The organism is Natronoarchaeum sp. GCM10025321 (genome assembly GCF_042663585.1).
GTDB lineage: Archaea > Halobacteriota > Halobacteria > Halobacteriales > Natronoarchaeaceae > Natranaeroarchaeum.
In genome coordinates this window covers 42,921-62,154 of the sequence record NZ_JBHTAN010000006.1, presented here as the reverse complement: position 1 = coordinate 62,154, position 19,234 = coordinate 42,921, and the positions used below count along the sequence as shown (strand labels likewise).

General features: G+C 64.2%; 23 protein-coding genes and 3 tRNA genes. 16 read left to right on the top strand and 10 right to left on the bottom strand.

Annotated elements, in window-relative coordinates:
• Nucleotides 1-159: 159 nt before the first annotated feature.
• Nucleotides 160-1,587, bottom strand: a complete 1,428-nt coding sequence (gene lpdA, locus ACFQL3_RS02940; RefSeq protein ID WP_377051226.1) for a dihydrolipoyl dehydrogenase — start codon at nt 1,585-1,587, stop codon at nt 160-162.
• Between the two features lie 186 nt (nt 1,588-1,773).
• Here lpdA and ACFQL3_RS02935 point away from each other — a divergent pair, with 186 nt between their 5' ends.
• The 3 genes from ACFQL3_RS02935 to ACFQL3_RS02925 all read left to right on the top strand — a co-directional run bounded on the left by ACFQL3_RS02935 (nt 1,774) and on the right by ACFQL3_RS02925 (nt 3,058).
• A complete protein-coding gene (locus tag ACFQL3_RS02935) occupies nt 1,774-1,929 on the top strand; it encodes a hypothetical protein (RefSeq protein ID WP_377051224.1) in 156 nt (51 codons plus the stop codon).
• 3 nt (nt 1,930-1,932) lie between these two features.
• On the top strand, nt 1,933-2,664 hold the full coding sequence (locus ACFQL3_RS02930) for an NAD(P)/FAD-dependent oxidoreductase (protein ID WP_377051222.1): 732 nt from the start codon (nt 1,933-1,935) through the stop codon (nt 2,662-2,664).
• Nucleotides 2,665-2,755: 91 nt separating this feature from the next.
• Nucleotides 2,756-3,058, top strand: coding sequence for an amphi-Trp domain-containing protein (locus ACFQL3_RS02925; protein WP_377051220.1), 303 nt, complete (start codon nt 2,756-2,758; stop codon nt 3,056-3,058).
• A gap of 24 nt (nt 3,059-3,082) precedes the next feature.
• Here the strand turns inward: ACFQL3_RS02925 and ACFQL3_RS02920 are convergent, their stop codons facing one another.
• Genes ACFQL3_RS02920 through pdhA form a run of 3 tightly spaced genes read right to left on the bottom strand, consistent with a single transcriptional unit; the run spans nt 3,083 to nt 6,763 of the window.
• Nucleotides 3,083-4,624 (bottom strand): dihydrolipoamide acetyltransferase family protein, encoded by a 1,542-nt coding sequence (locus tag ACFQL3_RS02920; RefSeq protein ID WP_377051218.1) that lies wholly within the window; start codon nt 4,622-4,624, stop codon nt 3,083-3,085.
• Between the two features lies 1 nt (nt 4,625).
• A complete protein-coding gene (locus ACFQL3_RS02915) occupies nt 4,626-5,651 on the bottom strand; it encodes an alpha-ketoacid dehydrogenase subunit beta (RefSeq protein ID WP_377051216.1) in 1,026 nt (341 codons plus the stop codon).
• 2 nt (nt 5,652-5,653) lie between these two features.
• On the bottom strand, nt 5,654-6,763 hold the full coding sequence (pdhA, locus tag ACFQL3_RS02910; protein WP_377051214.1) for a pyruvate dehydrogenase (acetyl-transferring) E1 component subunit alpha: 1,110 nt from the start codon (nt 6,761-6,763) through the stop codon (nt 5,654-5,656).
• 263 nt (nt 6,764-7,026) lie between these two features.
• On the opposite strand from pdhA, the gene ACFQL3_RS02905 reads away from it, so the two are divergent.
• Both ACFQL3_RS02905 and ACFQL3_RS02900 read left to right on the top strand, forming a co-directional pair.
• Nucleotides 7,027-7,395, top strand: a complete 369-nt coding sequence (locus tag ACFQL3_RS02905) for a universal stress protein (RefSeq protein ID WP_377051212.1) — start codon at nt 7,027-7,029, stop codon at nt 7,393-7,395.
• The gene (locus ACFQL3_RS02900) at nt 7,392-7,931 is read left to right on the top strand and encodes a GNAT family N-acetyltransferase (protein ID WP_377051210.1); all 540 of its coding nucleotides are present in this window, start codon (nt 7,392-7,394) and stop codon (nt 7,929-7,931) included. The genes ACFQL3_RS02905 and ACFQL3_RS02900 overlap by 4 nt, the downstream gene beginning before the upstream one ends.
• Here the strand turns inward: ACFQL3_RS02900 and ACFQL3_RS02895 are convergent.
• Nucleotides 7,923-8,432: a universal stress protein gene (locus ACFQL3_RS02895; protein WP_377051208.1), complete on the bottom strand. Its 510-nt coding sequence runs from the start codon at nt 8,430-8,432 to the stop codon at nt 7,923-7,925. The two genes, ACFQL3_RS02900 and ACFQL3_RS02895, sit on opposite strands and share 9 nt — an antisense overlap.
• Before the next feature lie 116 nt (nt 8,433-8,548).
• On the opposite strand from ACFQL3_RS02895, the gene ACFQL3_RS02890 reads away from it, so the two are divergent.
• Together ACFQL3_RS02890 and ACFQL3_RS02885 are read left to right on the top strand one after the other, a co-directional pair.
• Nucleotides 8,549-8,971: a universal stress protein gene (locus ACFQL3_RS02890; protein WP_377051206.1), complete on the top strand. Its 423-nt coding sequence runs from the start codon at nt 8,549-8,551 to the stop codon at nt 8,969-8,971.
• A 102-nt stretch (nt 8,972-9,073) separates the two neighbouring features.
• Nucleotides 9,074-10,159, top strand: coding sequence for a DHH family phosphoesterase (locus ACFQL3_RS02885; protein ID WP_377051204.1), 1,086 nt, complete (start codon nt 9,074-9,076; stop codon nt 10,157-10,159).
• Nucleotides 10,160-10,165: 6 nt separating this feature from the next.
• Here the strand turns inward: ACFQL3_RS02885 and ACFQL3_RS02880 are convergent, their stop codons facing one another.
• Nucleotides 10,166-10,594, bottom strand: a complete 429-nt coding sequence (locus tag ACFQL3_RS02880) for a DUF5807 family protein (RefSeq protein WP_377051202.1) — start codon at nt 10,592-10,594, stop codon at nt 10,166-10,168.
• A 101-nt stretch (nt 10,595-10,695) separates the two neighbouring features.
• Between ACFQL3_RS02880 and ACFQL3_RS02875 the strand changes: the two genes are divergently transcribed.
• The 3 genes from ACFQL3_RS02875 (at nt 10,696) to ACFQL3_RS02865 (ending at nt 12,358) form a co-directional block, all read left to right on the top strand.
• On the top strand, nt 10,696-11,142 hold the full coding sequence (locus ACFQL3_RS02875; RefSeq protein WP_377051200.1) for a hypothetical protein: 447 nt from the start codon (nt 10,696-10,698) through the stop codon (nt 11,140-11,142).
• A 190-nt stretch (nt 11,143-11,332) separates the two neighbouring features.
• Nucleotides 11,333-11,695 (top strand): hypothetical protein, encoded by a 363-nt coding sequence (locus ACFQL3_RS02870; protein WP_377051198.1) that lies wholly within the window; start codon nt 11,333-11,335, stop codon nt 11,693-11,695.
• Between the two features lie 30 nt (nt 11,696-11,725).
• Nucleotides 11,726-12,358, top strand: a complete 633-nt coding sequence (locus ACFQL3_RS02865; RefSeq protein ID WP_377051196.1) for a DUF4382 domain-containing protein — start codon at nt 11,726-11,728, stop codon at nt 12,356-12,358.
• A 507-nt stretch (nt 12,359-12,865) separates the two neighbouring features.
• On the opposite strand, the gene ACFQL3_RS02860 is transcribed toward ACFQL3_RS02865, so the two are convergent.
• Nucleotides 12,866-12,938, bottom strand: a tRNA-Arg gene (locus ACFQL3_RS02860).
• A 266-nt stretch (nt 12,939-13,204) separates the two neighbouring features.
• Here ACFQL3_RS02860 and ACFQL3_RS02855 point away from each other — a divergent pair.
• From ACFQL3_RS02855 to ACFQL3_RS02845, 3 genes are all read left to right on the top strand, one after another.
• Entirely contained in the window at nt 13,205-14,662 is a 1,458-nt protein-coding gene (locus ACFQL3_RS02855) for a single-stranded DNA binding protein (RefSeq protein WP_377051194.1), read from the top strand.
• Nucleotides 14,663-14,725: 63 nt separating this feature from the next.
• Nucleotides 14,726-15,157, top strand: coding sequence for a histone family protein (locus ACFQL3_RS02850; RefSeq protein ID WP_377051192.1), 432 nt, complete (start codon nt 14,726-14,728; stop codon nt 15,155-15,157).
• A gap of 1 nt (nt 15,158) precedes the next feature.
• Complete coding sequence (locus tag ACFQL3_RS02845; protein ID WP_377051190.1) at nt 15,159-16,178, top strand: histone deacetylase family protein; 1,020 nt, start codon at nt 15,159-15,161, stop codon at nt 16,176-16,178.
• Here ACFQL3_RS02845 and cca read toward each other — a convergent pair.
• On the bottom strand, nt 16,175-17,533 hold the full coding sequence (cca, locus tag ACFQL3_RS02840) for a CCA tRNA nucleotidyltransferase (RefSeq protein WP_377051188.1): 1,359 nt from the start codon (nt 17,531-17,533) through the stop codon (nt 16,175-16,177). The genes ACFQL3_RS02845 and cca overlap by 4 nt on opposite strands.
• Before the next feature lie 103 nt (nt 17,534-17,636).
• On the opposite strand from cca, the gene ACFQL3_RS02835 reads away from it, so the two are divergent.
• Together ACFQL3_RS02835 and ACFQL3_RS02830 are read left to right on the top strand one after the other, a co-directional pair.
• Nucleotides 17,637-17,709: transfer RNA gene (locus ACFQL3_RS02835), tRNA-Asn, on the top strand.
• A gap of 112 nt (nt 17,710-17,821) precedes the next feature.
• Nucleotides 17,822-17,896: transfer RNA gene (locus tag ACFQL3_RS02830), tRNA-Ile, on the top strand.
• Nucleotides 17,897-18,280: 384 nt separating this feature from the next.
• Here ACFQL3_RS02830 and ACFQL3_RS02825 read toward each other — a convergent pair.
• Together ACFQL3_RS02825 and ACFQL3_RS02820 are read right to left on the bottom strand one after the other, a co-directional pair.
• Nucleotides 18,281-18,460 carry a hypothetical protein gene (locus ACFQL3_RS02825; RefSeq protein ID WP_377051186.1) on the bottom strand — a complete coding sequence of 60 codons (180 nt, stop codon included), beginning with the start codon at nt 18,458-18,460 and terminating at the stop codon, nt 18,281-18,283.
• A gap of 11 nt (nt 18,461-18,471) precedes the next feature.
• Nucleotides 18,472-18,903, bottom strand: coding sequence for a hypothetical protein (locus ACFQL3_RS02820; RefSeq protein WP_377056996.1), 432 nt, complete (start codon nt 18,901-18,903; stop codon nt 18,472-18,474).
• Between the two features lie 108 nt (nt 18,904-19,011).
• Here ACFQL3_RS02820 and ACFQL3_RS02815 point away from each other — a divergent pair, with 108 nt between their 5' ends.
• On the top strand, nt 19,012-19,191 hold the full coding sequence (locus ACFQL3_RS02815; RefSeq protein WP_377051184.1) for a hypothetical protein: 180 nt from the start codon (nt 19,012-19,014) through the stop codon (nt 19,189-19,191).
• Nucleotides 19,192-19,234: the final 43 nt, after the last annotated feature.

The window sequence follows — 19,234 nt, the reverse complement described above, 5'->3', positions numbered from 1 at the left end:
TGACTGACCTAAACCGTCTCTCTAACACCCACGAGCGACAGCTATTGCTCGCGACGAGCTCCTGATCGGGTACCGGTAGGTACAGACGCGAACTGCTCTCCGGCGCACTCGGAAATCGAGCGCAACCGTCGGCAAACGGCTACGCCATCCGGGGGGAGGTTACCGGTTTAGCGTGTGGATCGCGTGACCGAGACCGTTCTCGGCGGCTTCCATCACCGACTCCGAGAGCGTGGGATGAGTGTGAATCGTCGATGCGACGTCTTCGAGGGTCGCGCCCAGTTCGACAGCCAGTCCGATCTCGGCGATCAGTTCGGAGGCCTCGGGGCCGACGACCTGCCCGCCGAGGACGAACCCATCTTCGGCGTCGGCGACCAGCCGGACGAACCCGTCGCTCTCGCCGGTCGTGAGCGCCCGGCCGCTCGCGCGGAACGGAAACTGGCCGACGACTGGCTCGAAGCCAGCCTCTTCGGCCTCTGTCTCGGTCATGCCCACAGTACCGATCTCCGGTTCGGTGAAAACCGCCGCAGGGATCGCCTGGTAGTCCAGTGCGGCCGGTTCGCCCGCGATGACTTCGGCGGCGACCTGGCCCTCCTTGCTCCCCTTGTGAGCGAGCATCGGCTCGCCAGCCACGTCGCCGACCGCGAAGACGTGCTCTTTGTTCGTCCGCGCCCGGTCGTCTGTCGGCACGAACCCGCGGTCGTCCGTCTCGACACCGACCGCACCGAGGTCGACGGTGTCGGTGACCGGCTGGCGGCCGACCGCGACGAGGACCTTGTCGGCGTCGAGTTCGAGCCCGTCGTCGTCGCCCGCCGCATCCGTCCGAACGACGATGCCGCCATCCATCTCCTCCCAGCCGGCGGCGGTCTGGCCGAAGTGGAAGTCGACACCCAGCGATTCGGCGTGTTTCTTCACTGGCCGCGCGAGGTCGGACTCGTAGCCCGGCAGGACGGAGTCGAGCATCTCGACGACCGTAACGTCGGTGCCAAGTTTGGCGAAGACGCCCGCAAGCTCCATGCCGATGTAGCCTGCGCCAACGATAACCATCGCGTCGGGCGCGTCTTCGAGCGCTAGCGCCTGTTTGGAGTCGAGTACCGGGTCGTCGGCATACGAGAAGTTCGGAATCTCGATCGGTCGCGAGCCAGTTGCCAGGATGGCATGCTCGAACTCGATCGTCTCCGCGCCCTGTCCCTCGCCACTGTGGACGACACGGGCTTCGTTTTCGTCGACGAACTCCGCGCGGCCCTCGATGAGGTTGACCTGATTGGCCTTGCAGAGCTTCTCGACGCCGCTGGTTAGCTGGTCGACGACGCCGCCTTTCCACTCTTGCATCTGCCCGATGTCGATCTCGGGGGCGGCATGGATCCCCATCTCCTCGGCGTTGCCAGCGTCGTGGGCGACGCCCGTCGCCGTAATCAGCGCCTTCGAGGGGATACAGCCGTGGTTCAGACAGACGCCGCCGTAGGCCTCTTTCTCGACGAGCGTGACGTCGAGATCCAGTTGTCCGGCCCGGATCGCGGCGACGTAGCCGCCCGGTCCTGCACCGATTATCAGTACATCCGTACCAGTAGTGACGTCACCAACAACCATGCAGGGCTATTGGAGAGGTCGGTACAAAGAACGCAAGGTATCGGTCCGACACCGGCGGTGCCGGATTGGTAGGTCCCATCCGAGAGTCGTCGATGTGGATGCGTCAGGCGGGCTTGAGCGGGTTCGAGCCATTCGGGGACTGACACTAACCGAAGACGTTTTGTCGTCGTACGCGGGGCAAAACGCATGAACGTGATCGATATCATATCTGCGGGCGGATCGAGCCAGCGACCGGGTGAGAGAGCCGTTGCCCCCGAACTGCCCGTCGGCTGTCCCTGCGAGGGAAGCACTGACCGGCCGACACCCGAGAAGAACGTCGAGTCCACCGGGGGTGTTCGCTGACCGATGTCGGCCGGCACACGGGATGTCGTGATAGTCGGCGGCGGCATCGCCGGGCGCACGGCGGCGACGTTTACCGCCCGACACGGCCTGAACACGCTCGTCATCGATGCAGGCGCGTCGATCCTTCGGCGGAACGCCCACCTTGAGAACTTCCCGGGCTTCCCGGCCGGCGTCAACCCCCGTCGACTGCTCGACCTGACGAGCGAGCAAGCAGCGGGTGCAGGGGCCGAGTTCGTCGAAGCAAGGGTCACGCGCGTCAAGGAGACAGAAGAGGGATTCACCGTCGCTACCGACGGCGACGAGCGCTACCACGCCCAGTACGTCATCGCCGCGACGAAAAACGAGGTGAGCTATCTCGATGATATCGACGGCGTCGGCCGCATCGACCGGGGGAAGGTGTTCGTCGACGTCGATGAGCGAGGCCGCACCGGCGTCGACGGTCTGTACGCCGCCGGGCGGCTTGCCGAGAAGCCACACCAGGCAATCGTCTGTGCAGGCCACGGCGCGGAGGTCGCGGTCACCCTCCTGGAGGACGACGATAGACCGTTCTACCACGACTGGGTCGCTCCGGACGGCTACTTCACCGACCGCGACCGGGAGCTACCCCCCGGCTGTGAGGAAATCGATGCGGCAACCGCGCGTGAGCGCGAAGACGAGTCGAACGAGGTGATGCGAGAGCGCTTTACGGAACGCCATCCCGACGAGCAGGAGACGCATCCGAGCCTCGAAGAATGACCGAACCTTTGTAACGCGATGGCCCGCGTATCTACCGCCTCTCCCGGCCTGAACCGTTCCCTTTTAGTTTAGGCTGACCTAAACAGTCGTCATGGCAGAAGAGTCCGAGAACGAACACACCGACGACGAACGGACGACGATCCGAACTGGCCGCGACTTCGAGCAGGAGTACCGCCTCGACGCGAGCGAAGCGGGCGAGTTCCTCATCGCAATCGGCGAGCAACTCCGCGACGACGACGAACTGACAGTCGTCGACGACGAGTGGGAACTGCCGTTCGCGTTCGGCGAACCGGTCTCGCTCGAAATCGACTACGAGGGCGTCGGGGAGCCAGAACTGGAGATAGAGCTAGAACTACCGGGGCGGACTGACGAGCACGCGCCAGACGTCCAGTAGCTTGTTCGAGACGGTGCTATTGTCTCACTCCAGCAACAGGAGCTCCGGCGCTTCGAGGTACTCGATGACCCGATTGGTGAACCGCGCCGCGTCCGCGCCGTCGACGACCCGGTGGTCGATCGACAGCGACAGCGGCAGTGTCTCTCTGGGGACGACCTCCCCCTCGTGAACCCGGGGCCGTGGCTCTATCGCGCCGAGCGCGAGGATCGCTACCTCGGGATGGTTGATGATCGGCGTGGCGTACTCGCCGCCGATGACGCCGACGTTCGTGATCGTGAACGTACCGCCCTGCATCTCCGAGGGTTCGATCGAGCGTTCCCGGGCCTTCTGGGCGAGTTCGTTCGTCTCCGAGGCGAGTTCGAGCAGGCCCTTTCGGTCGGCATCGTCGACGACGGGCACCATCAGTCCGGCATCCGTGTCGGTCGCGACACCGAGGTTGTACTCGCCCCGCTTGACTATTTCCTCGTTCTCCTCGTCCAGTTGCGCGTTGAGGACGGGATGGTCCTGTAACGCGGCGGCGACGGCTTTCATGACGAACGGCGTGTAGGTCAGTTTGATGCCGCGCTCGTCGGCTTCGCTCGCCAGTCGCTCGCGAGTCTCGACCAGCGCAGTCACGTCGGCGGTGTCGTGATGGGTGACGTGTGGCGCGGTGAACTTCGCGTTCGCCATCGCCTCGCCGATGGTGCGGCGGACCCCGCGGTAGGGTTCGCGAGTGTCGCCTGTCGAATCCGCCCGCACTGCCTGCGCGTCGGCCTCCTGTGCGGCCCGCTGGGCCTCGGCGTACTCCCGGACCGCCTCGGCGGTGACGAAGGCCTCGCCATCGCGTTCCTCGACGGCCGGGACCGCGTCTAGGTCGACGTCCTCCTCGCGGGCCACGCGGCGGGTGGCCGGGGCGGCGAGGGTTCTGTCGCGGTCGGCGGAATCGGTCTCGATGCGGGCCGAACTGGCGGCAGTGGTCCCGGCCGTGTCCCGACCGGTCGGGGTGGACGCCTCGGCCGTATCGCGGTCGGCCGTGCGTGACGCCTCTGCGATATCAGCATCCTCGGCCGCTGGTTCCTCCTCGGCACTCACGGTTGCGGTGTCTCCCCCACTCGCGGCCGCCTGAACGTCGGCCGCCGTGATCCGACCGCCAGGGCCGCTTCCCTCGACCGAATCGAGGTCGATGCCCGCCGCTCGGGCACGGCGACGGACCGAGGGCGACGCGAAGACGCGTCCTTCGGAGGTAGCGACCTCGGCGTCGGACGTGTCGGCCTCAGTGTCGGCCGTGGCGGCGGAGTCGTCGGTCTCGGCGTCAGCGTCCGCCGTCGGCTCCGCCGCGCTATCCTCGCCCTCCACGTCGAACGTCACGACAACGTCGCCGACGGGAACCATCTCGCCTTCCTCGGCGTGGAGTTCGCGGATATGTCCGTCGACCGGCGAGGGTAGATCCACCATCGCCTTGTCAGTCTCGACCTCAGCGATCGGCTGGTCCTCCGAGACGGCGTCGCCGGGGTCGACGAGCCAGCGGACGAGTTCGCCTTCTGCAACGCCCTCGCCCACGTCGGGTAACTCGAACTCGCGGACCATGCTAGAACTCCACCGTCTCCCGGATCCCTTCCTCGATGCGGGCGGGTTCGGGCAGGTAGTAGTCCTCCAGCGCGTACAGCGGGAACGGCGTGTCAAAGCCGGTGACGCGTCCGATCGGTGCCTCCTGATACAGCAGTGACTCCTCCTGTAAGGTTGCCGTGATCTCGCCGGCGAGGCCACCGGTTTTGGGTGCCTCGTGGACGACGACGGCTCGGCCGGTCTTCTCGAAGGAGTCGACGATGGTCTCCCGATCCAGCGGCGAGAGCGTCCGCAGGTCGACGACTTCGACGTCGATATCGCCCGCAAGGTTCTCGGCGGCCTCGACGGTCCGGTGGGCCATTGCGCCCCAGCAGTAGGCGGTGACGTCTTCGCCCTCGCGCCGGACCGCGGCCTCGCCAAGCGGGATTTCGTAGGATTCGTCCGGGACGTCGCCGCGGAACGCCCGGTAGATCAGTTTCGGTTCGAGAAAGAGCACGGGGTCGGGATCCCGAATCGCGCTCGTCAGCAGTCCTTTCGCGTCGTACGGCGTCGACGGCACGGCGACCTTGAGCCCTGGCTGGTGAGCGAAAAACGCCTCCGTCGACTCGGAGTGGTGTTCCGGTGCGCGGATCCCGCCGCCGTAGGGTGCGCGGATCACCATCGGGCAGTTGAACCGACCGCGCGAGCGGGTTCGCAGGCGCGCCGCGTGGGAGACTATCTGGTCGAACGCGGGGTAAATAAAGCCCATGAACTGGATCTCGGCGACCGGGCGGAGACCGTACGCGCCCATACCGATCGCGGTGCCGACGATACCCGATTCGGCCAGCGGCGTGTCGATCACGCGGTGCTCGCCGTACTCCTCGTAGAGCCCCTCCGTGGCGCGGAAGACGCCGCCGTTCTTCCCGACGTCCTCGCCCATCACGATGACGTCGTCGTCGAGGTCCATCTCGGTCGCCAGTCCGTCACGAACCGCCTGGACGAGCGTCAGTGACTCGCTCGTTACCTCCGTCGGGTCCGGTGCGGTCGTCGGTTGCTGTTTGCTTGCCATCGTTATTCCTCCGTGAGGGCGTCGTCGCCGCGTGTCTCCCTGATACGCTGGAAGTATCGTAGCTGTTCGTCGAGACGGTCGGGCATCTCGCGATAGACGTGCTCGAACATCTCCGCCGGTTCCGGCCGCCGCATCGCTTCGACCGACTCGAGGGTCTCGGCGACGCGGTCCTCGACCTCGGCCTCGATGGCGTCGACCGTCTCGTCGTCGAGTCGGCCGGTCGACCGCAGGAACGTCTCCATCCGCGGCAGGGGATCTTTCTGCTTCCAGCGCTCGACTTCCGCCTCGTCGCGGTAGACCGACGGGTCGTCCGCGGTCGTGTGCGCGCCAAAGCGGTACTGCACCGCCTCGATCAGCGTCGGCCGTAGCTCGCCGGTCCCCGGATCCTTGGCCTTTTCGACGGCGTCTTTCGTCACTTTGTACACCGCGAGGGGGTCCATTCCATCGACCTGCACGCCCTCGAACCCGTACGCGGTCGCCTTCTGTGCAAGCGTCTGGCTGGCCGTCTGGCGCTCTCTGGGCATCGAGATCGCCCACTGGTTGTTGTTACAGAAGAAGACGGCGGGCACGTCGAACACGCCCGCGAAGTTGAGCCCCTCGTGGAAATCGCCCTCGCTCGTCGCGCCGTCACCGAAGTAACAGAGAAAGGCCCGCTCCTCGCCTTTGAGCTTCGACGCCCATGCCATCCCGGTCGCGTGGGGGATCTGCGTCGCAATCGGGACCGCGACGGTGAAGACGTTGACGTCGTCGGGAATCCGACCGCCCTTCTCGCTACCCATCCAGTACAGCATCGTCCGGTCGAGCGGCATCCCGTGGACGGTAACCGCGGCGTGTTCCCGATAGCTCGGGAAGATCCAGTCCTCGGTGCCGAGGGCGTAGGCGCTCCCTATCTGGGCGCCCTCCTGCCCCGACATCGGGGGATACGTCCCCATCCGGCCCTGGCGCTGGAGGCTAACGGCGCGCTCGTCGAGGTGACGGGCGAGCCGCATATCACGATACATCTCCACGAGTCGGTCGTCCGAGAGCTCGGGGACCGTGGCACCATCCCGGACGTGACCGTCCTCGTCCAGTATCTGTACCCGGTCGTCGGGATCACGCTGTACCGTGCTCACCGGAATAACCTCCGTTGCATATCATAATTATCAATCGCTCGGGTTATAGGGTTTTCGTGGAATCAGCCCGTGTTTGACGTAGGAACGGACGGAAATACCCGCTAATGCGTTAATACTGTACGTTTGCAGTACAACTGTGGCGAATATAGTACGTCTCCGTGTCTCCGATCGTCGATGTCTCGAACAGATCCGACCCTGCGGATCGCGGCATCGGTCCGTTCCGCGACACAACTGTTTTGAAGGGGCCGGTAAAACTGGTGTTTATGAAAGTCTTGCTCGGGGTCGGCGGAAGCGAAGAGTCCCGGCGCGCGCTCACGGAGACGGTCGAGCGAGCCATGGAGGCCGGCGACGAGTTGACGGTCGCAGTCTTCGAGACGGGAGAGCGAGACGCCGGCCGCGAGGCTATCGAGGCTGACGTGCGCGCGGAACTCGACGAGTCGGGACTCGACGCAACGATCCGACACATAGAGGAGAACCCGGAAAGCGAACTGCTCCGGATCGCCGAGGAGGAGGGATTCGACCAGATCGTGATCGGTGGGGGGCACGCAAGCCCGATGGGGAAAATCAAACTTGGTCCCATCACCGAGTTCATACTCGTTAATGCACAGGTAACGGTGAAGCTGATACGATGAGTGACGAGCGACACTACCCGGAGAAGGCCTCGGGGCCGTTCCCCTCACCACCGGACAGGTTCGAGGACCGCGAGGGCCGCGAGATCCTGATCAAGCAGTACGAGGAAGCGGACAAGGAGGCGCTGACAGAGATGTACGTCGACTTCGATCCGGCGGATCGTGCACAGGGGATCCCGCCGTCCTCGGAGCAGCGCGTCCGGAGTTGGCTCGACGTCATTCTCGACGAGGGGCACAGCGTCATCGCCACTCACGACGGTGACGTCGCCGGCCACGCGGCACTGGTCAGGGATTCCGACGCCGGGACCTACGAGTTAGCCATCTTCGTCACGCAGGAGTACCAGCGCGCCGGGATCGGCGGTCGGCTGATCCGCAATCTGCTCGGCTACGGAAAGGAACAGGGCGTCGAGTGCGTCTGGCTCACCGTCGAGCGCTGGAACACCGCCGCGGTCTCGCTGTACGAGAAAGTCGGCTTCGAGCAGACTGGCAGCGAAAGTTTCGAGCTAGAGATGGCGCTACGGCTCTGCGACTCAGACTGACAGTACCGGCTGGCTGGCGTACAGGAGCGTGTATTCAGCGGCTTTTTCCAGGACGTCAGGCTCGTCAGTCTGCGATTCGCGCGGGATCACCAGGAAGTCGGCGTTGGTCTCCTCGGCGACGTCGAGGACGACGCTACCGGGATGCTGTGTCTTTCGCTGCGTGGAAAAGCCGTACGCGATCATCGTGCTAACGGGCACGTCATGTTCGGCGGCCTTCGCTTCGACCGTCTCCAGATAGGCCCTGTTGTCCGCTGCAATAGACGTATCTTCGAGTTGCTCCTCTTCGATGGCGCGGACGACGTCCTCGCCGAGGATGTAGAGCGCCTCCAGGGAGGCATCGTACCGGTCGGCGATGGCGACCGCGTACTCGACGGCGCGTGTCGAGTCCTCGCTACCGTCGACTGGAACGAGCACTGTCTCCACGGTCGGCACCCGATCGGGATCGTCGACGGACTCATCGTCCCCGAAACTCGATCGGGACCCGTTCGTGACTGGTGACATACACGGACGAACGCGGTCCGCCATCAAAAATCCACCCCTGACGACTCCCAGCAGGGAGACGTGACCGCTCACCGGAGGACCGGAGATTTATGCGACCTGCGAGAAAACAGGTAGATATGATCGACACTGTCGTCGTCGCGACGGACGGGTCCGAGAGCGTCCAGCGGGCGGTCAACGTGGCGCTTGACCTCGCAGAGCGCTTCGACGCGAGCGTCCACGCACTGTACGTCGTCGACGAAAGCGAGGTCGACGCGTCGCCCGACCAGCTTCGCGACGACCTGCACAGCGCGCTCGAACGCAAGGCCGAGGACGCGTTCGATGCCGTCAGGGAGAACGCGGACCGGGAGGTACACACCGCGGTACGGGAGGGCCATCCGGCGAAGGAGGTCTGTGAGTACGCCCGGGAGATAGACGCCGACGTGATCGCGACCGGTACCCGCGGTCGCCACGGCGAACACCGTTTTCTCCTCGGCAGCGTCGCCGAGCGTGTCGTCCGGTCCAGTTCCGTCCCCGTTCTGACGGTTCGACAGCTCGCGTAACACGGTGCAGATCGCCGAGAGCTCGTGTTGCTCGTGGACCCATTGTGACACCGTCGAAAGTCGGATCGGCGGGTTCTTTGAGCCGGGGCCACAGGCCACAGTATGGACGATTCACTCATCGATGATAGCGAACTCGCCCCGCCGCGACGATCCGTACTGCCCGGCGAGGGCTTTTTTGTCCCCGATTCCTTCGAGGAGGATCTCGAAGAGCAGGAAGCGGCCGAGGAGCTAACCGGTGTCGAGGTCGCCGTCGTCGCCGATCCGGACGCGGACGGGCTCGCCTGCGTTGCGCTGTTAGAGGAGATGTACGGCGACGTGGCGCTGATCCCGGCCAGCCCGCACGACCTCGAAGAAGGGATGGAGTACGTCGCCGAGTACGGCGAGGAGGGTATCCGAGCGTTCGTCTGTGATCTCTGTCCGGACAGGTTCGAGTACGTCGAGGAGGAACTCGACGCCCTGCTCGACCGCGCGAACGAGGTCCGATGGTTCGACCACCATCAGTGGGACGACGAGGTCGCCGCCGCCGTCCGCGAGGCTGGCGCCGATCTCGTCGTCGGCGACTCAGACGAGGAGTGTACTGCCGATGTCGCGCTCCGCTCGCTCGACTACGAGTTCCCCGAACACCTCCGCGAACTGGCCCTCGTCACGCGCGATCACGATCTCTGGATCCGAGAGGACGCCCGCAGCGACGACCTGGCCGACTACTCCTACTGGTCGGAGCCCGACGAGTACGTCGAGACCGTGCTCGAACACGGCCCGGACCTCTCGGAGGAGGTCCTCGACTTTCTCGAAGAGCAACGCGTCGAGAAGAACGACCTGATCGAGCGGGCGGTGAGCCGCGCCGAGTTCGTCGAGATCGGACCGTGGACCGTCGGCGTCACCTACGGTCGCTGTTCGCAGAACGAGGTCGCCGAGGCGATGCGCGAGGCCGACGCCGACGCCTCGGTGATCGTCAAGCCCGCGGGCAGTGCGTCGATCCGCGGCACCGACGGTTTCGAGCGCTGTCACGAGGTCGCCGGGCAGGTCAACGGCGGCGGCCACCCCAAGGCGGCCGGCTGCAAGCCCGACATCTACGACGACATGCTCGACTACGCCCACCACTGGACGAGTCGCGGCGCGACGACAAAGCAGGTGATCCTCGACGCGTTCCGGAACCTGAACTGGGAGGACGATGCCGCCGACGAATAGGCGAAGCTAGTCCGTACGTTCCCCGACGACCCACTTGTGCGAGTACGCAGTCCCGCAGGTGCACTGTGCGTAGGCGTGGATCACGTCACCCTCGGCGTAGAGGCCGCCGACTTCCTCGTTCTGTTCCTCGGCGAAGGCAAAGACGAAGCGCACGTCGTGGTCTTCGCCGTCCGGACAGGTCCCGCCGGTCAGCGATCGGTCGATTTCGCCCTCCGTACCCATCGCGTCCTTGGCAAAGCCCATCGCGTCGGTCCCCGTCGCGGACTGGAACGCGCCGCGGCCGGCATCGCCATCGACGACCAGCAGGTGGCCGCCGTCGACGCGTTCGCCGAACCCGTCCAGTTTCTCCGGTTCGTCTACCGCCCGATCAGCGAGGAAGAAGGCGACATCCTCGAGTCGCTCGCCAGCCAGAAACTCCGCGCGTGCCTCGGTCATACCCACTCTTTCCCTTCGATACTCAAAAGTACCGCGACAGCGGCCGCTGTCGGCGTTCGACCTCCGGAACTTACTTTTGGGCGTCCGCAGACAGTTCCTGTATGTCCTCCAACAGATCACGGCTGCGTATCGTCGAGGCCGTCCTTGCGCTGACCGTCCTGATCGTCGCCGTGATGACTGTCAAACTCGTCCCCGGAATCGACACGCTAGAAGCGATTCTCCAGGTCCTCCCGGGCAGTAATGCTCTGGGGTCGGGGACGGTGTTCGTCTTTCCCACCCTGCTCGCCATCGTGACGCTCGTCGGCGCGGTCCTCGACTGGCCGAGCATCGCGTCGGTCGTCGTGACCGCACTCGCCGTCATCACGCTGGTGATGGTCGCACTGAGCGTCGATACGTTGGTCTTCGGTGAGGGAGGCGGCGTCTTCTTCGGCCACCTCTTCGTCGGACTCGGCGCGATTCCGCTCGCGGCTCTCGTCCTCGTCAGACCCCTGGTCGAGCGACTTCTGCCCGCGGACCGTCCGAACCTGCTGAACCGGTTCGGTAGCTGACTCCGTTGCGCGCGAGTCGCGATCGCCCTGGAACACGCCGGAGGTACGCCGGAGTGCCCACCGCACGCCAGCCACGGGAAATAACTCTATTTAATTCGGTTTAATCGTCGAATAACGGCCCGAAACTGCCACAAAACGGGGTTGAGCGTTTCAGGGGCTTAAATGTCTACCACTCCCCGATCCGGATGCAATGAACACTCGAACACTACTCACGATCGCGGTCGCCGCGGTCGTCCTGATCGGTGGCGCGGCGGCAGTCGGTGCCGCCGCCCCCGCGGACGCATCGAACGCAACCGAGACGACTCCCGAAGAGGCCGATGACTACGCGGCTGACGAACCGGGCGCGGTGAACGCTGATGGTATCGGCGCCCCTGACGGGCTGCCCGAGCAGGTGCCAGATCACGTCACCGAGATCCACGATACGATCGACGCGTTCCTCGACGGCGGCGTCGACAACCTCGGCGACGCAGTGAGCGACATCGCAGACGGCGCCGGTGACGTTGTGGATAGCGTGAACGATGAGGCCCCCGATGCAGTCGAACAGGCACAGTAACGCGACCTACGTTTCAAGCGATCCAAACCAATGACTGACGACACATACACGACCGACAGACGCTCGTATCTCGAGATGGCAGGCGGTGCGGCGGCCATCGCCACGACCGGACTCGCCGGCTGTCTCGGCGGCGACGCCACGGGGACGCTCGCGACCAGCGTTACCGACCAGCCTGCGGACATCGGCGACTTCGAGTCCTGCGTCGTAACGATCACCGGCATCTGGCTCGGCCCCGAGGGCGCAGAGGAGGGCTCCGAAGGTGCCGACGACGGTACCGAGGAAGAGCAAGACGGAGAAGACGAAGCGGCGTCGAGCCGCGAGTACTACGAACTCGATGACCCCCGAGATGCCGACCTCGTCGAACTCCAGGACGACTCGACCGCGCTGATCGACGACCGCGAGCTCGACGCCGCCCAGTACGAGTTCCTCCAGCTAGAGGTCTCCGGCATCGAGGGAACGCTGGACGGCGGCGACTCTGCGGAGATGGACACGCCCGGCGAGGCCCCGCTGACGTTCAACGAACCGTTCGAGATCCGCGAGGACACCCAGACCTCCTTCACCGCGGACTTCGCTCCCGTCAAACAGGGACAGACCAACCGGTACATCCTCCGGCCGGTTCCCGAGGGCATCGAAGTCCACTACGACGACGGCAGTGACGAATAGCGAGCATCGTCCCGCTGGCGCTGTCGGTCCTCCGCACGTCTTCTACGCGTTTCCAGAACTCCAGCAGAGAGATCTGAACTCGGTCAGTTGTGCTCGCGCTGCTGCGCGCGTCTGATCTGCTCAAATCCCCTTGTTGGAGTTTCCTCAGCGCAGACGGTTTGCTTCGCTCGCCGGGTTGTGCTACAAAGAACGTCCGGACGGAGTCTCGAAGTCTCCGACTCCGGGGTACATCTGATCGCCGATCAGATGGTGTCTCACGCGAGCAAAGCGAGCGTGAGGCACGTCCGGTCGCGAACGCAGTGAGCGTCCGGACGGAGTATCGTGTGAGCGTAGCGAACGCGATGCACGTGCGACCAGAGGTCGCACGGAGATTTGAACTCTGGAAGACAGTCCGGGCATGCGGCGCTTCGCGCTGTTCCGGGCTGTGACTTCCGTGCCCAAATCTCCGTTGCCGTGCTTCGCGGCGCAGACTCCTCGCTACGCTCGTCGTTATTACGCCACAAAGAACGTCCGGACGGAGATTTGAACTCCGGTCCCTGGCTCCGCAAGCCAAGAGGATAGTCCACTACCCTACCCGGACTCATCTCTACGTACCGCCGACCTACGTAAAGCGGTTACGATCCGAATCGTCTCTGGCAATACGTCACGGAGAGGCGTCGGCCCAGCGCACAAATTTATATCGGAAAGCGAGGCTACAGCACTCCATGCTACGCCAGAAAGGACGTCCGCGACCGCATCGAGACCCGCCAAGGGCCCGCACTATGCTGTCGGAATCCCCCAGACAGCGTCGCTCCCTGCGGCAAGGACAACGCTTAACCGGGGGCCAAACTACCACACCGTACTAGAATGGGTGCTATCGAGGACGTATACGAGGATCTCGAGGCAGACGTCCCCCAAGAGAAGTTCCGCGAGGCCGTCGAGGCCAAGGTGGAACAGATGGGTGGGCTGGCCGACGAGGAGACCGCCGCGATGCTCGTGGCACACGAGATTGCGGACAACGAGGTGAACGGAATCGCGGATATCGAACCGGGGATGGAGGAAGTGAAGTTCATCGCGAAGGTGCTCGGTATCGGCGAGGTGCGAACGTTCGAGCGTGACGACGAGGAACAGCCGGAAGGCCAGGTCGTCAACGTCGAGTTAGCCGACGAGACCGGCAGTTTGCGCGCGGCTTTCTGGGACGGCCAGGCCGAAGCCGCGACCGAGCAACTGCAGGTCGGCGACGTGCTCCGCGTGAAAGGCCGGCCGAAGGACGGCTACAACGGCCTGGAGGTAAGCGTCGAGGACGCACAGCCAGAGGACGAGGTCGAGATAGACATCTCGGTGACCGACACCTACCAGGTCGAGGACCTCTCGCTGGGTCTTTCCGACGTCGACCTCGCCGGACTCGTGCTGGACACCGAACCGGTCCGGACCTTCGACCGCGATGATGGCAGCGAGGGGAAGGTCTCGAATCTGGTCCTTGGCGATCCGACCGGCCGCATCCGGATCACGCTGTGGGACGAGAAGGCAGACCGCGCGACAGAAATCGAGTCGGGGACGAGCGTCGAGGTCGTCGACGGGTACGTCCGCGAGCGCGACGGCAGTATCGAACTGCACGTCGGCGACCGCGGTGCCATCGAAGAGATCGACGAGGAGATCGAGTACGAACCGGAACGAACGCCGATCGAGACGCTGGAGATGGGCGAGACCGTCGACATCGCCGGCGTCGTCCGCTCGGCGGACCCGAAGCGGACCTTCGACCGGGACGACGGCAGCGAAGGGCAGGTCCGGAACGTCCGCGTGCAGGACGATACGGGCGACATCCGGGTCGCTCTCTGGGGCGACAAGGCGGACAAGGAGATCGCGCCGGGCGACGAACTCGCGCTCGCCGACGTCGAGATCCAGGACGGCTGGCAGGACGACCTCGAAGCCTCGGCAGGCTGGCAGTCGTCGGTAACCGTGCTGGGCGATACGACGACACCGACGGAAGACACCCCGACGGCCGACGGTGATGCAACGCTGGGGTCGTTCGACGACGACTCGGGCGATGCGTCGTCGAGCGACGCTGGTGGGACGGCAACGGCAGCCGACGACGACGACACCGGTGGAACTGCCGCGGGCGAGGGCAGCGCCGCGAGCGCGATGGCTGACGGGGAGCAGACCGAGTTCACCGGGACGGTCGTCCAGGCGGGGAATCCCGTCGTCCTCGACGACGGCGAGGAGACCGTAAGCGTCGAGACTGACGCCGACGTCCATCTCGGCCAAGAGGTCACCGCTCGCGGGTTGTTGCGCGACGGGACCATCGACGCCGAGGACGTAGTGTAGTCGAGTTGGGACCAGAACGCCGCGACGGAAAAGGTTAAGGTGCCGACTTGCCCGAAATTGGGTATGAGCGTTGAGTTACCGTTTGCTCCCGTGGACACTATTATTCGACGGAACGCTGGCCAGTTGCGTGTGAGTGCCGAGGCGGCGAAAGAGCTCGCGCGCCGGATCCAGATGCACGGGGCAGATCTCGCAGAGGACGCCGCCGTCGAGGCGACCAAGGACGGTCGAAAGACGCTGATGGCAGAGGACTTCGGCGTCGAGCAAGTCATCGACAAGGACGCACTCGAACTACCCGTTGCGCCCATCGACCGGATCGCGCGGCTCAACATCGACGACTCGTATCGCGTCTCGATGGACGCACGGATCGCGCTCGCGGACATTCTTGAGGACTACGCGGACAACGTTGCGACCGCCGCGGCGAAGCTTGCGAGACACGCGGATCGGCGAACAGTAAAGTCAGAGGACATCCAAACGTATTTCGAGCTGTTCGAATGAAATGAACTTCGGCTACAGCGAGACGTGCCTCGACCACGATACTGGCGATCGGCATCCGGAGGCAGCCGACCGCCTGCTAGCCGTCCGTGAGGGGCTCAAACGAAAACACGGGGTCGAGTACGTCGACGCAACGCCCGCAACGGTCGACGAGATAACCGCCATCCACGACGAGGACTACATCGAAGAACTACGAGAGTTCTGCGACGACGGCGGCGGAAGCTGGGATCCGGATACGGTGGCGGTCGAGAAGTCCTGGGACGCGATTCTGAACAGCGCCGGGCTAGCGGCGTGGGCGGCGGAACGAGCACTCGCAGGCGATCATGGCCGGGATACACCGTTCTCGATCGGACGACCGCCCGGACACCACGCCGTCACCGACAACGCGATGGGATTTTGCTTCGTCAACAACGTCGCCGTTGCGGCCCAGTACGCCCTCGACGAAACGGATGCCGAGTCGGTCGCGATTCTCGACTGGGACGTCCACCACGGAAACGGCACACAGGAGATATTCTACGACCGCGAGGACGTCTTCGTCGTCTCCGTCCACGAGGACGGAATCTATCCCGGCACTGGACGAACCGGGGAAACAGGAGCAGACGACGGCGAGTGGTCGACGCTTAACGTTCCGCTTCCGGCAGGCGGCGGCGACCCGGAATACGTGGCAGTGTTCGAGGAACTGGTCGAGCCAGCAATCGAAGGGTTCGATCCCGACCTCCTGCTCGTCAGCGCCGGCTTCGACGCGCATCGGCACGACCCCATCTCTCGGATGCGGCTCACGACCGATGGCTACGGCGTGCTCACCCAGCACGTCCGCGATCTCACCGACCGGATCGACGGCGCGCTCGCGTTCGTCCTCGAAGGTGGGTACGGGCTGGACGTCCTCGCCGACGGTGTAGTGATGGTCCACGAAGTGTTCGATGGGCTCTCGCCATCGACACCGGACGACGATGTCGACGACGAAGTCGAAGCGCTGATCAGCGACATCCAGACGCGCCACCGCGGCGTCACGCCGCCGAACTAGGGCGTCGGCTCGAAGTATCGGGCCAGTTCGACGCCGAACTCGTCGACGAGTGCCGTGATATCCTCACCGACGAGCACGTCGTAGCCGTCTTCGAGCGCCTGTTCGATGTGGGTTCCCAGCGCGACGGTGAATATGTCCTCGCTGTTGAGAAACGCCGCCGCAGTCGTGTACTCTCGCGCCCGCTCGACGACGTATCGATCACCGTCGAGGAACGGCCCGTACGCGTCGGTGCCGTCGTACTTCTCGAAGAACCCCTCGGCGTGGGATCGAACGTGTACCGGCGGCCCGATGTGGCGCTCGATGGCCGGCCGCCTGGTCACGGCAAGTTCGACGAACAGCACCGCGGTCTCGTGGGCGAAGGCCCTCGATCGGCAGATATCGAAACCGCGTCGATCGAGTTCTTCGACGATGCCGGACTCCGAGCGGCGGAGCTGTGGATACAGTTGATCGTCGACGATATCGGGGACGTCGAACCTGATCGCGACCGGGGTCGTCCGGCGATTCTGGAGGTGAACGACCAGAGCAGCCTCGTCGAGCGGATCGGGTTCGATCGGCGTGAACAGATCGGTACTCGGATCGTCGAGTAGCTTTCGGGCGTAGTGTTGAAGCCGTGCGACGTTCTCGGCCGAGAGGACTGCCGCCACGTTCCGATTCGGATCGGTCGGATCGATGACGGTCAGCGGATCGTCGAACGTCTCCTCGCCGTGTTCCTCGGGATCGAGTTCGACCGGGGGATGCCACTCCGCAGCAGCCTCGATCAGGGCTCTGAACCCACCGTACTCTAGCACCAGTAGCTCGGTCAGATAGCCGCTGAACCCCCTCGTTCTGAGGTCGCTCCCGTAGACGCCGATGCCGGAGAAGAACTGTTTTGTGAGACGGACGTCACGGGCCAGTTCGGCGTCGAGACGCTCGTTGATGTACTGGGCGTGGAACGGCGTCCGGTCGACTGCGGACTTGATGTCGCCCGGATCGTCGACGTCGTAACAGGGCACGAGGTCGATGTCGAAACTGTCGACGGTGCTTTTGACGTATGGATGCTCCGCGTACTCCTCGTTCCCGTCCGGGAGGACTTCGTGGCCGACTTCGAGGCCATACTCCTCTAGCTCGGCGCGGTCGATCGAAGGTGGAAATCGGACGAAGAGATCGATATCGCGGTCGCCGCTAATCCACGTATCCCGTGCTGTAGAGCCCACGCGGACCACGTCGGCCTCGACGGGGAGCTCCTCGATCACCGCTTCCGCTCGTTCGATGAGCGCCGTCACGACCTGTTCCATGCGTTCTTGCTCGTCCGGTGCTGGGTCGACTGACTCGCGGACGGCGGCAACGACGCTCTCGAACTCCTCGGCGTCCCTCATCACTCGCTCGTTCTCGCTAGGCGAGTGAAAGGATACCGGTGTACGACCGGAAGAAAAACGAAAGCCATTTCAAAAGACGTCGACTACTCAGAGTTGCCTGCGGGCCGCCGTAGCTCAGTTGGTAGAGCACCTGGTTGTTACCCAGGTTGTCCCAGGTTCGAGCCCTGGCGGTGGCGTCTTTTTGCTGTACACGATCCGATAGCGGCAGTTTTGCTCGACGTGACGACTGCCTCGACTGCCACCCAGATGCGACAGGTCTTAGTTTCAGGTCCATCAACGACCACGCGAGGGCCCGTATCTCAGTCTGGTTAGAGAGAGCGGCTCATAACCGCTTCGTCCTTGGTTCAAATCCGAGCGGGCCCACTTCCAACCGAATCGTTCTGTGGTTGAGATATTCCTGTTGTAGCTGATTCACGAACTCCTCCCGACCCTGAGACACTGCCGACGCCGCTTGATAGATCTGATTTTGTAGAACGTCGTCCGGGTCGAGTTCCGTATCGCCGTCGACGCGCCACGACTGGATACCAACGCCTGCCGCCGCTCCAGCCGCAAAGAGCGCCGCGCCACCGACTGCTAGCGAGATGCCGATAGCCTCACTCTCGCCGGTCATGTGACCACTGCCGAGACCTACCGCCGTCGCCCCAGCCGCCGCGGTCCCTCTCAGGAACATCCGCCGATCGAGCGACCTGTTTGGAACCGGACCTGGGATGTCTTTCTGGGCTTTGGGCCGGATGCGTCAGCCGACATCTAGATCAGGCCCCCGATCAGCAGGCCGCCGCCGCCAGCCAGTGCAACCGCCGCGCCCGAGAGCGCCCCGAACGCGAGCGTCCAGGTGACGGTGTCGTCGAGGCGATCGGCCAGGTCATCAGTAGCTTCGGTCGTCGCACTGTCCTGCTCGGTCGTATCGGTAGAGGTTGCTGTTGCCATGTTCGAGGACCTCACTTGTAGGCGATCAGGTAGAACGCGGCGCCGTTGAGCATCACCAGGAACCAGCCGAGGAACCACTGGGCGGTGATCGTCGACGAGACCACCGGGATCAGTGCCATACTGATATTGAGGACCAGCGCAAGCAGGAAGACGATCGTCTCCATATCGGTGAAGTCGTCGATGGTTGTCTGGCCGTTCGTCACCCAGGCGGTGAAGATCGTCACCATCGTGATCACGAAGCCGAGGGTGATCTCGGTCCCGCCAGCCGCCCAGAGGATATCTTGAAACCCCCAGTTGATCGGGTCGAACAGCTGGACCGTCCCGACCGCCGCGGTCGAAAACGTCGCCAGCGCGAACAGCGGTGCCAGCACTGCATCAATCAGGTCGATTCCGTCTTCTCGGCGAACCCCTTCAGGGATCCAGTTTGCATAGGACATTGCGATCAAGGCGGCCACACGCGCCGCGGAAAAACTTCGGATTACCTTGGTTTCGCCGCCTGATAGCTGCTGGTTGCACCAGTTTTATTAGATGGCGTGTGGCCCGCTCTGAGTATGGCAGTCAACAAACTCCGACAACTCGACTCGAATAGTGCGGGCATCACGATCCCGAAAGACGACCTCCGACTCGACGGGCTGATCAACGAGGATGGCGAGGTTGACGGCGAGCAGCACGCGCATATTCAGCGTGAGGGGCCGGGGAAGTGGACCGTCGAAGTAGTTGAGGATTTGTAGGATAGTAGTTTTCGGCAGGTGACGGTGGGAAGGGACTGACCAG

What these genes read in the sequence shown, in the direction of transcription:
- lpdA (WP_377051226.1), bottom strand. Translation starts at nt 1,587, where the DNA reads ATGGTTGTTGGTGACGTCACTACTGGTACGGATGTACTGATAATCGGT.
- ACFQL3_RS02935 (WP_377051224.1), top strand. Translation starts at nt 1,774, where the DNA reads ATGAACGTGATCGATATCATATCTGCGGGCGGATCGAGCCAGCGACCG.
- ACFQL3_RS02930 (WP_377051222.1), top strand. Translation starts at nt 1,933, where the DNA reads ATGTCGGCCGGCACACGGGATGTCGTGATAGTCGGCGGCGGCATCGCC.
- ACFQL3_RS02925 (WP_377051220.1), top strand. Translation starts at nt 2,756, where the DNA reads ATGGCAGAAGAGTCCGAGAACGAACACACCGACGACGAACGGACGACG.
- ACFQL3_RS02920 (WP_377051218.1), bottom strand. Translation starts at nt 4,624, where the DNA reads ATGGTCCGCGAGTTCGAGTTACCCGACGTGGGCGAGGGCGTTGCAGAA.
- ACFQL3_RS02915 (WP_377051216.1), bottom strand. Translation starts at nt 5,651, where the DNA reads ATGGCAAGCAAACAGCAACCGACGACCGCACCGGACCCGACGGAGGTA.
- ACFQL3_RS02905 (WP_377051212.1), top strand. Translation starts at nt 7,027, where the DNA reads ATGAAAGTCTTGCTCGGGGTCGGCGGAAGCGAAGAGTCCCGGCGCGCG.
- ACFQL3_RS02900 (WP_377051210.1), top strand. Translation starts at nt 7,392, where the DNA reads ATGAGTGACGAGCGACACTACCCGGAGAAGGCCTCGGGGCCGTTCCCC.
- ACFQL3_RS02895 (WP_377051208.1), bottom strand. Translation starts at nt 8,432, where the DNA reads ATGTCACCAGTCACGAACGGGTCCCGATCGAGTTTCGGGGACGATGAG.
- ACFQL3_RS02890 (WP_377051206.1), top strand. Translation starts at nt 8,549, where the DNA reads ATGATCGACACTGTCGTCGTCGCGACGGACGGGTCCGAGAGCGTCCAG.
- ACFQL3_RS02885 (WP_377051204.1), top strand. Translation starts at nt 9,074, where the DNA reads ATGGACGATTCACTCATCGATGATAGCGAACTCGCCCCGCCGCGACGA.
- ACFQL3_RS02880 (WP_377051202.1), bottom strand. Translation starts at nt 10,594, where the DNA reads ATGACCGAGGCACGCGCGGAGTTTCTGGCTGGCGAGCGACTCGAGGAT.
- ACFQL3_RS02875 (WP_377051200.1), top strand. Translation starts at nt 10,696, where the DNA reads ATGTCCTCCAACAGATCACGGCTGCGTATCGTCGAGGCCGTCCTTGCG.
- ACFQL3_RS02870 (WP_377051198.1), top strand. Translation starts at nt 11,333, where the DNA reads ATGAACACTCGAACACTACTCACGATCGCGGTCGCCGCGGTCGTCCTG.
- ACFQL3_RS02865 (WP_377051196.1), top strand. Translation starts at nt 11,726, where the DNA reads ATGACTGACGACACATACACGACCGACAGACGCTCGTATCTCGAGATG.
- ACFQL3_RS02855 (WP_377051194.1), top strand. Translation starts at nt 13,205, where the DNA reads ATGGGTGCTATCGAGGACGTATACGAGGATCTCGAGGCAGACGTCCCC.
- ACFQL3_RS02850 (WP_377051192.1), top strand. Translation starts at nt 14,726, where the DNA reads ATGAGCGTTGAGTTACCGTTTGCTCCCGTGGACACTATTATTCGACGG.
- ACFQL3_RS02845 (WP_377051190.1), top strand. Translation starts at nt 15,159, where the DNA reads ATGAACTTCGGCTACAGCGAGACGTGCCTCGACCACGATACTGGCGAT.
- cca (WP_377051188.1), bottom strand. Translation starts at nt 17,533, where the DNA reads ATGAGGGACGCCGAGGAGTTCGAGAGCGTCGTTGCCGCCGTCCGCGAG.
- ACFQL3_RS02825 (WP_377051186.1), bottom strand. Translation starts at nt 18,460, where the DNA reads ATGGCAACAGCAACCTCTACCGATACGACCGAGCAGGACAGTGCGACG.
- ACFQL3_RS02815 (WP_377051184.1), top strand. Translation starts at nt 19,012, where the DNA reads ATGGCAGTCAACAAACTCCGACAACTCGACTCGAATAGTGCGGGCATC.